This is a genomic window from Caballeronia mineralivorans PML1(12) (genome assembly GCF_001028175.1).
In the GTDB taxonomy this organism is placed as follows: domain Bacteria; phylum Pseudomonadota; class Gammaproteobacteria; order Burkholderiales; family Burkholderiaceae; genus Caballeronia; species Caballeronia mineralivorans.
Map to the genome: position 1 here is coordinate 59,916 of NZ_AEJF01000251.1, position 12,891 is coordinate 72,806.

The window sequence follows — 12,891 nt, forward strand, 5'->3', positions numbered from 1 at the left end:
ACCCGGGAGATCTACCTCGATGCTCTCTACATTGCTTGAAACACTGGGCGCGCTCGCGGTATTGGCCAGTCTCGCGATCAATATTCGCGGGCTTTTCGACCGGCGTCGCTAGCCTCGGCGAAGCCCGCCAATAGCGCGAATGCCATGGCGCGCCGGAAGCTACCCGGCGATCAGGCGCCGGCATCTTATCCACGCTTTGCAGTCTCGATCAATAATTGCACGAGCGCGTCCGCATCCTGTTCGGTGGTGCGCCACGACGACACGCTGATCCGAAACGCCGGTCGCCCCTGCCAGATCGTAGGCCCGAACCAGGCCTCGCCGGACGCTTGAACTGCTTCACGAATGGCAACGGTGTGTGCATCGGTTCGTGCGCGAACCAGGACCTGGTTCAGCACGACACGGTTAAGGATCTCGAATCCCGCCTGCTGCAGACCCTCTGCGATGCGACGCGCCAGCGCACAGTGCTGATCTACCAGGGAAGCCACGCCTTCACGTCCTAACGTCCGCAACGCGGCCCAAACCGGTATGCCGCGAGCCCTTCGCGAAAACTCCAGCGTCAGGTTTTTCTGAGCGTCTCTCGCCCCGCTCAAATAAACCGCATCGCTGTTCATTGCGGCGGCTAACGCTTCACTGTCGCGGCAGATTGCCATGGCGCAGTCATAGGGCGTGTTCAGCCATTTGTGCGCGTCGGTGGTCCAGCTATCGGCCGCCTCGATTCCCTGTGTCAATTCCGCATGCGAGGAAGCGCGTGCCCACATGCCGAACGCGGCATCCACGTGTACCCACGCGCCGGCAGCTTTGGCTCGAGGAATGAGCGTATCGAAACGATCGAATTCGCCCGTGTTGACCTCGCCCGCCTGCAGACAAAGGATGGTCATGTCGTCCAGCGGGGGCAAGCGTTCCGGGTCCACCTGAGCATGGTGGTTCACCGGCGCGACGATGATCTTGCTCATGCCAAAACCAAGCAAGCGAAGCGCCTTCTTCACGGTGATATGCGCAAGCTCGGAAACAACGACCTTGACCTCGGGTGAGCCTGCCAGTCCATCGTTGTCGAAATCCCAGCCCTGGCGGGCGAGCAGCACGCGACGCGCAGCGGCAAGGCAGCTCAGCGTGCACGCCGTCGCGCTGGTTCCGAACCCCACGGCACTCTCGCGAGGCAGGTCCAGCGCTTCGAGCACCCAGCCAGCCGCTACCCGTTCGAGCGTGGCCGCGACGGGTGAATTGTCGAACGACGATGCGCATTGGTCCCATGCCAGCATCAGGCGTTCCGCTGCGGCAGCGGCCGGCAACGCCGCGCCCACCACAAAGCCGAAGTAGCGAGGCCCGTTCGACACCACCGTGGCAGGCGAACCTGTATCGTCTAATAACCGTAGCACATCTTGCGCAGCATATCCGCGTGTGGGCAGCGGTTCGTTGAACGCAGCAAGTGCCTGCAACGCGGCTGCGTCGGGGAACACTCGCCGCCCCGGGATGGACTCGGTGTAGCGCCGGGCCCGGTCATCGGCTTCGGTGAGCAGGGTAATCTCGTTCATGGACTTTTCCGATTAAATAGTAAGACGAGGTTTGCGGATTCTGCCTGGCATATACCGCAATGTCAGCCCCCAGAACACCAGTGCAAGCAGGCTGATGCCAGCGCCGAGCAGGCAGACTCCCAGCCACCCCGCGCTCGCGTACATAGTCGTGGATGCAATCGCGCCAACTCCGCTGCCGATGGTGTAGAAAAGCATATAGCAACTCACCAGCCGGCTGTGCGCCTGCGGATGCGTGTTGAAGATCATGCTCTGATTGGTCACATGAATAGCTTGCCCGCCAAGGTCCAGCGCAACAATGCCGATCGCGAGCACCCGCAGCGACTGCGCAATGAACGCCAGCGGCAGCCATGAAGCAAGCAACAGGATCAGCGCCACGCCCGTGGTCCATTGCCCCAGCCCCCGATCCGCCCAATGACCCGCACGGGCGGCCGCCAGCGCACCCGCCACGCCCACCAGACCGAATGCACCGATCACCGTATGCGAGAACGCGTGCGGTGGTGCACTCAGGGGCAGTACCAGGGCGCTCCAGAAGATGCTGAAGGCAGCAAACATCAACATGGCGATGACACCACGGATCTGCAGTACCCGCTCCGTGGCCAATAGCGTGAACATCGAGCTAAGCAGTTGCAGGTAAGGCAAACGCTGTGACGGCGGCCCCTGTTGCGGCAGTGCTCTCCAAAGCGCGCCTGTCAGCAACAGCATCAAGACCGCGGAGGTGAAATAGACCGCCCGCCAGCCACCCAGATCAGCTATTGCGCCGGCCAATACACGCGCCATCAGCAGGCCGATCACAACGCCGCCCTGAGCCGTTCCGACCACACGCCCGCGCTCGGCAGCCGCCGCTGCCGTTGCCGCATACGCGATCAGTCCTTGCGTCATTGCGGTGCCGAGCAGGCCAACGGCAGCCATGCCCGCGAGCAGCCACGCCGCGGAGGACGCGGTGGTGACCACAGCCAGCGCCGCACACAAGGCAATCGCCTGACCAAGCATAAGACGGCGCCGATCAAGCCGATCGCCCAACGGCACAAGGAACACTAATGCGAACGCGCACCCCGCCTGCGTCGCGGTAATGATGCCTCCGACAGCGCCACGCCCGATCCCGAAATCGACACCAAGCGCATCAAGCAAGGGCTGTGCGTAATAAACATTGGCGACACTGAGACCACATGCACAGGCAAATAGCATCACGAGCGCCCGAGGCATGGCCGCAAGCTTCCCATTTTCCGGCGACGCGCCCGCGTGCCCCCGCAAGACTTCACCAGCCACAGTGGATGTAACGCCTTCAGTGGATGTAACGCCTTCTTCACGAAGCTGCATTTTCAGTTCCTCTACGAAACCAGTTTCAAATAAAAACCAGTTGAAGTGTAGATTGACCAGTTTTAAAATGCAACTACGTGAACATTGGAGAACCGGCCGGTGTCGCCGCGTCTCGGCACATCAGGAGAAAACATGGCCAAGCGCAAAAGTATGAAAGGCGACTCGTGCCCGGTGGCGCGGTCTCTGGATATCGTCGGTGACCGCTGGGCCCTTCTTATCATCCGGGACGCGTTCGATGGCGTGTGCCGCTTTGGTGAGTTCCAGCGCAGCCTGGGCGTGGCCCGCAATATCCTTGCGGATCGCCTCAAGACACTGGTGGAGGAAGGCATCCTGGCTATCGCGCCTGCTTCCGACGGCACGTCGTATCAGGAGTACATCCTCACGCCCAAGGGAGAAGGCCTGTTTGCCGTGGTGATCGGATTGAGACAGTGGGGAGAGCGTCACCTCTTCAAGCGCGGCGAACGTCACTCGGTGCTGGTCAAACGCGCCAGCGGCAAAGCAGTGGGGCCACTGGAATTTCGCACTCGCGACGGCCATAGTCTGGAGCCCGGCGAAACCCGGGTGAAAAAAGTGCCCACCGACACCGAAGCCGACGCCGAAGCCGACGTCTAGCCAATGCGCCCGCCTACCGCTGCCAGGGCGCGCCCGACGCCGACCCCGCCTTGCCATACTGCTGCGACGCCTTCCGCACAATCGACATGTCAATCTCACCTTCGTCAGCCAGCGCCTTGAGCGCCGCCATCACAATCGATGCGCGATCCACTTCGAAGAACTCACGCAGCGCCTGACGCGTATCGCTGCGGCCGAAACCATCAGTGCCGAGCGTCACGTAACGGCGCGGCACATAAGCTCGGATCAGTTCGGGCACAGCACGCACATAGTCGGTTGCCGCGATCACGGGACCGCGGGACGCACCCAGCATCGCGCTCACGTACGGCGCAGGGCTCGGCTCGCCGAGCCTCGCAAGCCGCTCGGCGCCCATGCCGTCGCGCTGCAACTCAGTGAAGCTCGTCACGCTCCACACCGCAGCTTCAATGCCCCAGTCCTCGCGCAGCATTCGCTGCGCCGCGATGACCTCACCGAGAATCGCACCCGCGCCGATCAGTTGTACTTGCGCGGCTTCGTCCGGCTTCGTCGAAAGTGGGTACATGCCTCTGAGAATGCCTTCACGCAGCGTATCGAGATCACCGCCAGGCACCGATGGCTGCGCGTAGTTCTCGTTCATCACCGTGATGTAATAGAACACGTCATGCTGGCGCTCGACCATCTCGCGCATGCCCTCGTCCACAATGGCTGCGACTTCGTACGCGAACGCGGGATCATAGGCGCGGCAGTTCGGTATCGTCGATGCCACGAGATGGCTGCTGCCGTCCTGATGCTGCAGCCCTTCGCCGCCGAGCGTCGTCTTGCCCGCGGTCGCACCGATCAAAAAGCCTCGTGCACGCTGGTCCGCCGCCGCCCAGATGATGTCGCCGATACGCTGGAAGCCGAACATCGAGTAATAGATGTAGAACGGCAGCATGGGCAGATCGTGCACGCTGTACGACGTCGCCGCAGCGATCCATGACGACATCGCGCCCGCTTCCGAAATGCCCTCTTCGAGAATCTGCCCCTTGGTGTCCTCGCGGTAATACAGCATGGAACCCAGATCCTCCGGTTCATACAACTGCCCGAGCGGCGAATAGATACCGACCTGCCGGAACATGTTCGCCATGCCGAAGGTGCGCGCCTCGTCGGCCACTACCGGCACGATGCGAGGACCAAGCTGTGCGTCTTTCATGAGGCTGCCGAACATGCGCACGATCGCCATGGTAGTCGACATTTCCTTAGCCGCAGCGTCGAGCGCGAACTGGCCCCAGCTTGTCATCGGAGGGGCGATCAGCCCCTTCGATGCCACCCTCCGCCTTCTGGGCAGATAGCCTCCAAGGCCTGCGCGTCGTGCGTGAAGATACTGCATTTCCGGGCTGTCTTCCGCCGGTTTATAGAACTTCACGGCCTCGACATCGGCGTCCGACAGCGGCAAGCGGAAGCGATCGCGAAACGCCTTCAGGTCGTCGAAGCCAAGCTTCTTTTGCTGGTGCGTCGTCATCCTGCCCTGACCCGACGTCCCCATGCCGAAGCCCTTCATCGTCTTGGCGAGAATCACCGTCGGCTGGCCTCGATGACCCAGCGCCTTCGCATAAGCCGCGTGGAGCTTGCGCACATCGTGACCGCCGCGACGCAAGCCGTCGATGTCCTCGTCGCTCAGATGTGAAGCCAAGGCGGCGAGTTCGGGATTCTGGCCGAAGAAACGCTCGCGGTTATAAGCGCCATCGTTGGCCGAGAAGGTCTGGAACTGGCCGTCGACGGTATGCGCAAACGCACGCAGCAACGCGTTGGTCTGGTCGCGCGCGAACAGCGCGTCCCAGTCCGAACCCCACAAGACCTTGATCACGTTCCAGCCCGCGCCGATGAACTGCGCTTCGAGCTCGTCGATGATGCGACCGTTGCTGCGCACCGGACCATCGAGCCGCTGCAGGTTGCAGTTGATCACGAACACAAGATTGTCGAGCTGCTCGCGCGCGGCAAGCGACAACGCGCCGATCGATTCCGGCTCGTCCATCTCGCCATCGCCAAAGAAGCCCCACACCTTGCGGTCCTGCGTCTTCGCGAGGCCACGGTTTTGCAAGTAGCGCATGAAGCGCGCCTGGTAGATCGAGTTGATCGGACCAATGCCCATCGAGCCTGTCGGGAACTGCCAGAAATCCGGCATGAGCCACGGATGCGGATACGAACACAGCCCCAGACCGGCAATCTCCTGGCGGTAGTGCTGCAAATGTTCTTCGCTAAGGAATCCTTCAAGGAACGCACGCGCATACACACCCGGCGATGAATGCGGCTGGAAATACACGAGGTCGCCGCCCGTCCCTTCCCCGGCGTCCGGCGCTGCGGCGCGGAAGAAATGATTGAAACCCACTTCGAAGAGATCGGCGGCGGACGCATAGCTCGCAATGTGGCCGCCGAGTTCGCCGTAAGCCTTGTTGGCGCGCACGACCATCGCGAGCGCATTCCAGCGCAATGCAGCAGCGAGCTTTTCCTCGATCTCCAGATTGCCCGGATAACGCGGCTGCTCTGCTACCGCAATCGTGTTGATGTAGGGCGTGACGCGCGCCCTCGACGATTCGATACCGAGTGACAACGCATGCTCGGCGAGGCGGTCATAAAGGTATTGCGCGCGGTCGCGGCCGACGTGCTCCGTGACCGCATCGAGCGCCTCCAGCCATTCGGCGGTTTCCTCGGGATCGCTGTCTTCGCGCCCTCGAGAGATCGACAGAATCTGTTCGCTTCCGCTGGATAAATCGGTCATGGCACGGCTCCGCGTCGAATGGGGGAATGTCGCTGCTTATCAATACAGCTTAACTATCCCGTCGCAGAATGTGCCTCTGATTTGCTTTTACATAGCCGCCGCGATAGTGTATTTATTCCGCGTATGCCCACCTTTCCAGAATATTCGAGCTATGACGACATCGCCTAAACGCCTGGACCGTATCGACATCGGCATCCTGAACCAACTGCAGCAGAATGCGCGCATCACGAATTCGGAACTGGCACGGGCGGTGAATCTGTCACAGACACCTTGTTTTAACCGCGTGCGAGCCCTCGAAAAGCTAGGGCTTTTTAAACAGCAGGTCACGTTGCTGAACCCGGAACCGCTTGGGCTACGGATCAACGTGTTCATTCAGGTCAGTCTGACGAAACAGGATGAAGACGCGCTGCGGCGTTTCGAAGAGGCGATCGGCGAGCGCCCCGAGGTGATGGAGTGCTACCTGATGACGGGCGACGCCGATTATCTGCTGCGCGTCATGATGCCGGACATTCAGGCGCTGCAACGCTTCATCATCGAACGGCTTACGAAGATTCCGGGTATCTCGAACATCCGTTCAAGTTTCGCGCTCAAGCAGGTGCGGTATAAAACCGCGTTGCCGTTGCCCTCAGCGGGAATGACCTTGCACGAACCCGACGAGAATGCCGATACGGAGTGGAGCTAGGGTTTAGCGAAACGCCATTGGCGTGAAAGCCGTATCGAATGGCATCTACGCCGCAGCGCATCAAATGCGCGTTCACATGGGTGCGCACCACCCGAAAGAGCGTTTGTCTTTACATCTTTTTAATACAAAAATAATTCAATTAACTTTCATTTTCTTTAATAAATCAGACAAAACGAAAGCGATCTGATTGACGAATTGCATGCCCAAGGTCGAGGCATACCGGGGTTAATACCAGTTTGACCGATCGTTCCGAGCATCCCATTAAACAGCGGCGTACACTCCCACCTGCCGACACAAGCCGGGCGCCTTATGCGGCGCGGCGCAGCGAAGGCCGCGGCCACGTCGTCATAGTTAATCAATTACGCGAATGGGGGATTACGGTAATGAGCTGGACGCGAGAACAAAGAAACGTGACGATTGCGGCCTATTTAGGCTGGACACTCGATGCCTTCGATTTCTTTCTAATGGTTTTCGTATTGAAAGATATCGCCGCGGAATTTAATACGAAGATTCCGGAGGTCGCTCTTGCGATTACCCTGACACTCGCGATGCGTCCTATCGGCGCGCTGATCTTCGGCCGTCTCGCCGACAAGTACGGCCGGCGCCCGACACTGATGATCAATATCGCCATTTATTCTCTGCTTGAAATGCTGTCCGGCTTTTCACCGAATCTCTTTACGCTGCTCGTGTTGCGCTCGCTGTTCGGTATCGCGATGGGCGGTGAATGGGGTGTGGGTTCCGCCCTCACGATGGAAACCGTGCCGACCAAAGCGCGCGGCTTTGTTTCGGGTCTTTTGCAAGCGGGTTATCCGAGCGGTTATCTGCTGGCGTCCATCGTGTTCGGCGTCGCGTATCAATACGTTGGCTGGCGCGGGATGTTTTTTATCGGCGTGGCGCCGGCGCTGCTGGTTTTATATGTGCGTGCCCACGTGCCGGAATCGCCGGCATGGAAAGCCATGGAGAAGCGGCCACGGCCCGGATTGCTCAAGACGCTCAAGCAAAACTGGCAACTCTCCATCTATTCAATCGTCTTGATGACCGCGTTTAACTTCTTCTCGCACGGAACCCAGGATCTTTATCCGACCTTCCTGCGCGAACAGCATCACTTCGATCCGCATACGGTTTCACTCATTACCATTGTCCTGAATATCGGGGCGATCTGCGGCGGGCTGTTCTTTGGGACGATGTCAGAAAGAATCGGGCGCCGGTGGGCCATTTTTATTGCGGCTTTGATTGCGTTGCCGGTATTGCCGCTCTGGGCTTTCTCCAGTGGCGCGGTTGCGTTGGCTGCCGGTGCGTTCCTGATGCAGATATCCGTTCAGGGGGCCTGGGGCGTTATTCCGGTTCACCTGAATGAGATTTCCCCCGATGAAATTCGCGCCACGTTTCCCGGACTCATTTATCAATTAGGCAATCTGCTGGCTTCGGTCAACGCCACCATGCAGGCGTCTATCGCTGTCAAGAATGGCGATAACTACGGGCTCGCCATGGCGTTGGTCGGCGGCACGGTCGCTGTGGTTATCGCGGCGCTTATTTTCTTTAGCCGCGAGCGACGTGGCATTGATATGACCGAGTCGGCCCAGCATGTCGGGGTTCAAGATCCGGCCTAAACATTTTTATCCAATGGGGGCGCGCTGGCGCCCCTTTTTGATTGAATGCCCCTCAACCGGGTATTAGTTCCCACCTTCGCCGCACGATCGTTCTCTTTTTAGAGAGCACGCTCCACAAAATGGCTTGTCGATCTCGCCAAAGGTTTTTATTGTGATTAGAACGCCCGTTTTAATCAGAGGCTTCAATCGACAACTCGGACCGCCACGACAGTCCCGGAGACGCCAGTGCCTACCCGTTCCACCGCCACACCCGGCGATACCAAGATCCGCCTCCTGGACGCCGCCGAGGCGCTGTTCATCGACGCCGGCTACGAAGCCATGTCGATGCGGCTCATCACCGCCCGCGCCGGTGCCAACCTGGCCGCCGTGAACTATCACTTCGGCAGCAAGGACGCGCTGATCCACGCCATGCTCACCCGCCGCCTCGACGGCCTCAACCAGAACCGCCTGGCGCTTCTTGAACGCTTCCAGTTGTCGCTTGGTCAGCAACTCACGTGCGAGCACATCCTCGGGGCCATGTTCATCCCCGCGCTCCAGCAGTCCCGCTGCCCCGAAAAAAGCGGCCCCGCGCTGCTGCGCCTCCTGGGCCGCGCCTATACCGATTCGTCACCTTTCATCCGCAACTTCTTGCGCGGCATGTATGCCGACGTGGCCGAGCGCTTCTTTCGCGCGTTTCAAACCGTCCTCCCGCACCTGCCCCGCGAAGAACTCGGCTGGCGGCTGCACTTCTGCATCGGCTCGCTCTCGGGCATCCTCGCCGGTGCCGATACCAACAGCCTGATCGACGACTTCACGCAAGGCCAGCGTCTTGAAGATCCACAATTAATCGGCCGCCTCGCGCTTGTCATGGTGGCCGCGCTCAAAGCGCCGCTGCCTCCCGCGAACGGAACATGTCCGTTCGCATCCATGTTCGCCGAACGCGAACCGGTGGCATCGAACGGCGCAGCAACGGTAATGGCGAACGCTTCAAACGAAGATCCTCCGACATGCGATGTCGCATCGCAACATGCCACCGCCTAAGTTGAAAACGACCGCGCCGGGTATGTGATGTAATGTGCTGACGAACAAGCTGCCGATGCACACCGCCTCCCAACCGTTCTCGCCGCAAAATATCGAACAACATCAGGAGAGGTCGTCATGACAGCCAGCTTCGTGATTGCATTGTTCATCGTGAGCGGCGGTTTGCTTTACGTACAAGCGCCCGCTATCGCGTGGCTTGCATGGGCAGTCATCTGGGTGGCTATCGGCTGGTACGCAGGCATGACCGGCCCGGTCTCAACGGCGCTCTTTGCTATCGCCTTCGTGCTGCCCGCGCTCGTGCTCGCTATCAAGCCGCTGCGCCGCGTGGTGCTCACCAAACGCATCTTCGATGTGTTCCGCAAGATCCTGCCCGAGATGTCGCCGACCGAGCGCGATGCAATCGAAGCGGGCACGGTCTGGTGGGATGCAGCGCTATTCTCCGGACGCCCGAAGTGGGACACGCTGCTCGAGCTCGGCGCACCCACGTTGACGGACGAGGAGCGCGCGTTCATCGACACTGAATGCACCCAGCTCTGCGATCTCGCCAACGACTGGGAAACAACGGCGGTCTGGCAAGACTTGTCGCCGCAAACGTGGGACTTCATCAAGTCGAAGGGTTTTCTCGGCATGATCATTCCGAAGCAGTACGGCGGCAAACAATTCTGCGCCTACGCGCATTCGCAAGTCATCATGAAACTCGCGACCCGCTGCTCTGCCGCAGCGGTTTCCGTGATGGTGCCCAACTCGCTCGGCCCCGCCGAATTGCTGATGCACTACGGCACCGAAGCGCAGAAAAATCACTATCTGCCGCGTCTCGCGCGTGGCGATGAAATACCCTGCTTCGCACTGACCAGTCCCTACGCCGGATCGGATGCGGCTGCGATTCCCGACGTGGGCATCGTCTGCAAGGCCGCGCATGAAGGGCGTGAGACGCTTGGCTTTCGTGTGACATGGGAGAAGCGCTACATCACGCTCGGACCGATCGCGACCGTGCTCGGCCTCGCGTTCCGCGCGCTCGACCCCGACCATCTGCTCGGCCCGGCCGATGAAGCCGGCATCACCTGTGCGCTCATCCCGACCACGCATCCGGGCGTGAATATCGGCCGCCGCCACTGGCCCTTGAATGCGGTCTTCCAGAACGGCCCGAACTGGGGCCACGATGTGTTTATTCCACTCGACTGGGTGATTGGCGGACGCGAACAAGTTGGCAACGGCTGGCGCATGCTGATGGAATGTCTTGCTGCGGGACGCGCGATCTCGCTGCCATCGTCGAACGTGGGCATGGCGAAGCTGGCCGTGCGCGGCACCGGCGCATATTCGGCGGTGCGCAGGCAGTTTCGCACCGCGATCGGCAAGTTCGAAGGTGTGCAGGAAGCGCTCGGCCGCATGGGCGGCAACTTGTATGTGATGGACGCGGCGCGGCGGTTGTCCGCCCAAGGCGTCGATCTTGGCGAGAAACCGTCGGTAATTTCTGCGATCGCGAAATATCACATCACCGAACGCGCACGCAAAGTAATCAACGACGGCATGGACGTGATCGCGGGCAAAGGCATCTGCATGGGACCATCGAATTTCCTGGCGCGCGCCTATCAACAGGTGCCGATCTCGATCACGGTGGAAGGCGCGAATATCCTCACGCGCAGCCTGATCATCTTCGGCCAGGGCGCGATCCGTTGTCACCCCTATGTGCTCAAAGAGATGACAGCAACACGCAATGTCGACCGGACCCAAGGGCTGCGCGATTTCGACAGCGCATTCTTCGCTCACGCAAGTTTCACGGCATCGAATGCGGTGCGTTGCTTCGTTTTTGCCTTGGGCGGCAGCGTGCTGATTCCAAAACCTGCGCGTGCCGACACGCGTCTCGTGCCTTACTACCGTGCGGCGACTCGTCTTGCCACAGCATTTGCACTGCTCGCGGACGTATCCATGTTCGTGCTCGGCGGCGAGTTGAAGCGGCGCGAACGTCTCTCGGCACGACTCGGCGATATCCTCTCGCAGCTTTATCTGATCTCGGCCACGCTAAAGCGTTTCGAAGATGATGGCCGCCCGGACGCGGATCTGCCGCTCGTGCGCTGGGGTGTCGAAGACGCGCTGTATCAGGCGCAAACGGCCTTCGAAGGCGTGCTCTCCAACTATCCGAAACCGCTCGCCGCAAGCCTCGTGCGTGCGCTCGCTTTTCCGTTCGGCATGCCGCACCGCGTGCCGGGGGACCGGCTGGGGAGCGCTATCGCCGAGTTGATGACTACGCCCGGTGACGCCCGCGAACGCCTGATTGCGGACTCGTACGCGCCGCCCGCCCATATCGATCCGATCGGTTACGGCGAGCTGATGTTCGCGCTCAATCCACGTTACACGGAGATCGAGCACAAGCTGCGGGACGCGGTCAAAGCCGGACAGATCCCGCCGATGCCGCAAAACCTGCCCGAACTCGACGCGTGGGCGGCGGCCTGCGAGACCCGAGGTTTGATCGATGCAAGCGAACGTCAGGTACTCTCTGACTACGCGCGTTACGGCGCCGAAGTCGTCAAGGTCGACGACTTCGGCCCGGATTTCGGTATGCTCGATGCGCTGAAGAAACGCCAGCAAGCGCTGGCGAACGAGCCGGAAGAAATCCACGCATGATCCTTCACACAAGCGCTAAACCGCTTCTCAGGCAGGCATAACAGGCTGGCATGAAAGATCGCTATCTCGACTTCGTCAATTCACCCTTCGGCGCGAGCGTCGCGCGCTCCATCGGCTTGCCGCAGCCCGAAGTTTTGCGGCGGCGTGCGCCGGGCCGTGCGGAATTCGGCGGTATAACGGCAATCGGCGCCGGGCCATCGCCCACGCTGTTCGACCCGCTGATCACGCTGCTGACTTCCCTCGGCATGACCGGCGTTGCGCATGAAAGCGCGCTCGGCTGGCTGTCGGTCGCAGCGAGACATGGCGCGATGAGCGGCCGCTTCGAACCACGCGCGCCGGGCGCGGCGCCGAACGACCGCATGCAGGCACTGATCTTCGATGCAACGGGTATTAACGACAGCACGCAATTGCATGCGCTCCACGGCTTCTTCCACGACGCAATCCGGTCAGTGGCAAAGAGCGGCCGTATCGTCGTGCTTGGACTGCCGCCTGAATCTTGCACTTCGCCGCGTGCCTGGACCGCGCAACGGGCGCTGGAAGGTTTGACGCGTTCGCTCGGCAAGGAAGCCCACGGCGGCATTTCTTCGAACCTGGTTCAGGTGGAACCAGGCGGCGATATTGAAGGCACGTTGCGCTTCCTGCTCTCGCCGCGCTCGGCTTATGTATCGGGGCAAGTGGTGCGTATCGATGCCACGCCCGCCTCGCCGCCCGCCGACTGGAACCAGCCGCTCGCGGGCAAACGCGCGCTCGTGACGGGCGCGG

At 60.8% G+C, this 12,891-nt stretch carries 8 protein-coding genes and 1 pseudogene; 6 read left to right on the plus strand and 3 right to left on the minus strand.

Going from position 1 to position 12,891, the window contains the following annotated elements:
* Positions 1 to 185 precede the first annotated feature (185 nt).
* Together EOS_RS41215 and EOS_RS41220 are read right to left on the minus strand one after the other, a co-directional pair.
* A complete protein-coding gene (locus EOS_RS41215; RefSeq protein ID WP_047897987.1) occupies positions 186 to 1,532 on the minus strand; it encodes a pyridoxal phosphate-dependent decarboxylase family protein in 1,347 nt (448 codons plus the stop codon).
* Between the two features lie 12 nt (positions 1,533 to 1,544).
* Positions 1,545 to 2,735, minus strand: coding sequence for an MFS transporter (locus EOS_RS41220; RefSeq protein ID WP_047898012.1), 1,191 nt, complete (start codon positions 2,733 to 2,735; stop codon positions 1,545 to 1,547).
* Between the two features lie 246 nt (positions 2,736 to 2,981).
* Here EOS_RS41220 and EOS_RS41225 point away from each other — a divergent pair, with 246 nt between their 5' ends.
* Positions 2,982 to 3,461, plus strand: coding sequence for a winged helix-turn-helix transcriptional regulator (locus tag EOS_RS41225; RefSeq protein ID WP_047897988.1), 480 nt, complete (start codon positions 2,982 to 2,984; stop codon positions 3,459 to 3,461).
* A gap of 13 nt (positions 3,462 to 3,474) precedes the next feature.
* Here the strand turns inward: EOS_RS41225 and mdeB are convergent, their stop codons facing one another.
* Positions 3,475 to 6,195, minus strand: coding sequence for an alpha-ketoglutarate dehydrogenase (gene mdeB, locus EOS_RS41230; protein ID WP_047897989.1), 2,721 nt, complete (start codon positions 6,193 to 6,195; stop codon positions 3,475 to 3,477).
* Positions 6,196 to 6,346: 151 nt separating this feature from the next.
* On the opposite strand from mdeB, the gene EOS_RS41235 reads away from it, so the two are divergent.
* The 5 genes and pseudogenes from EOS_RS41235 to EOS_RS41255 all read left to right on the plus strand — a co-directional run.
* On the plus strand, positions 6,347 to 6,877 hold the full coding sequence (locus EOS_RS41235; RefSeq protein ID WP_047897990.1) for an Lrp/AsnC family transcriptional regulator: 531 nt from the start codon (positions 6,347 to 6,349) through the stop codon (positions 6,875 to 6,877).
* A gap of 383 nt (positions 6,878 to 7,260) precedes the next feature.
* Positions 7,261 to 8,487: an MFS transporter gene (locus EOS_RS41240; protein WP_047897991.1), complete on the plus strand. Its 1,227-nt coding sequence runs from the start codon at positions 7,261 to 7,263 to the stop codon at positions 8,485 to 8,487.
* A gap of 225 nt (positions 8,488 to 8,712) precedes the next feature.
* On the plus strand, positions 8,713 to 9,507 hold the full coding sequence (locus EOS_RS41245; protein WP_047897992.1) for a TetR/AcrR family transcriptional regulator: 795 nt from the start codon (positions 8,713 to 8,715) through the stop codon (positions 9,505 to 9,507).
* A 117-nt stretch (positions 9,508 to 9,624) separates the two neighbouring features.
* Positions 9,625 to 12,129 (plus strand): acyl-CoA dehydrogenase, encoded by a 2,505-nt coding sequence (locus tag EOS_RS41250; protein ID WP_047897993.1) that lies wholly within the window; start codon positions 9,625 to 9,627, stop codon positions 12,127 to 12,129.
* 50 nt (positions 12,130 to 12,179) lie between these two features.
* Positions 12,180 to 12,891, plus strand: a pseudogene (locus EOS_RS41255) (3-oxoacyl-ACP reductase); the annotation flags it as partial.

What these genes read in the sequence shown, in the direction of transcription:
- EOS_RS41215 (WP_047897987.1), bottom strand. Translation starts at nt 1,532, where the DNA reads ATGAACGAGATTACCCTGCTCACCGAAGCCGATGACCGGGCCCGGCGC.
- EOS_RS41220 (WP_047898012.1), bottom strand. Translation starts at nt 2,735, where the DNA reads ATGCCTCGGGCGCTCGTGATGCTATTTGCCTGTGCATGTGGTCTCAGT.
- EOS_RS41225 (WP_047897988.1), top strand. Translation starts at nt 2,982, where the DNA reads ATGGCCAAGCGCAAAAGTATGAAAGGCGACTCGTGCCCGGTGGCGCGG.
- mdeB (WP_047897989.1), bottom strand. Translation starts at nt 6,195, where the DNA reads ATGACCGATTTATCCAGCGGAAGCGAACAGATTCTGTCGATCTCTCGA.
- EOS_RS41235 (WP_047897990.1), top strand. Translation starts at nt 6,347, where the DNA reads ATGACGACATCGCCTAAACGCCTGGACCGTATCGACATCGGCATCCTG.
- EOS_RS41240 (WP_047897991.1), top strand. Translation starts at nt 7,261, where the DNA reads ATGAGCTGGACGCGAGAACAAAGAAACGTGACGATTGCGGCCTATTTA.
- EOS_RS41250 (WP_047897993.1), top strand. Translation starts at nt 9,625, where the DNA reads ATGACAGCCAGCTTCGTGATTGCATTGTTCATCGTGAGCGGCGGTTTG.